Raw genomic sequence first — 576 nt, forward strand, 5'->3', positions numbered from 1 at the left:
CCCCGGACCCGCCGAAGGGATCCGCGACGAACCGCTCGGCCGTCAAACTCGCACGGCCGTGATAGCCACGCGCCACATTCCCCGCGACGTACAACTCCCCGACGATCCCTGGCGCTGCCGGGAGCAAGCCAGGGCCCAGCACGTACGCCCGCATGTTCCCCAGCGGCGAACCGATCGGCGCACTGCCCGCCCCGGCCCACTCCTCGCCCGGCGGCAGTGAAAACGTCGCGGCGTAGAAACTCTCCGTCTGCCCATAGGCGTTGACCACCCGCACGCCCGGGATGTCGTCACGTACCCGCTGCACCAGTGAGGCGGGCAGCGCCTCGCCCGCGAACACCACCGTGTCCGCGCCTACCTTTCCGTCCATCTGGTCGAGGAGCTCGGCGAAGACGGACGGCACGGTGCTGATCACGCCTCCGCTCCAACCGTTCCGTTCGCCCATCACCAGCACGTCGCGGACCACTTCGACGGTGCCGCCCGCGCACAGCGTGGCGAAGATCTCGAAGACGGACACGTCGAAGTTCACCGAGGTGCCCGCGAGGACACGCGAGCCCGGCTCGATGCCCACCCGCTCGG

General features: G+C 69.8%; 1 protein-coding gene. It reads right to left on the reverse strand.

Annotated elements, in window-relative coordinates; all coding sequences use genetic code 11:
• Positions 1 to 576: AMP-binding protein (locus AC5P1C_RS43925; protein ID WP_493871606.1), on the reverse strand; the 576-nt coding region annotated here is incomplete at both ends.

The organism is Streptomyces sp. A18, assembly GCF_059026065.1.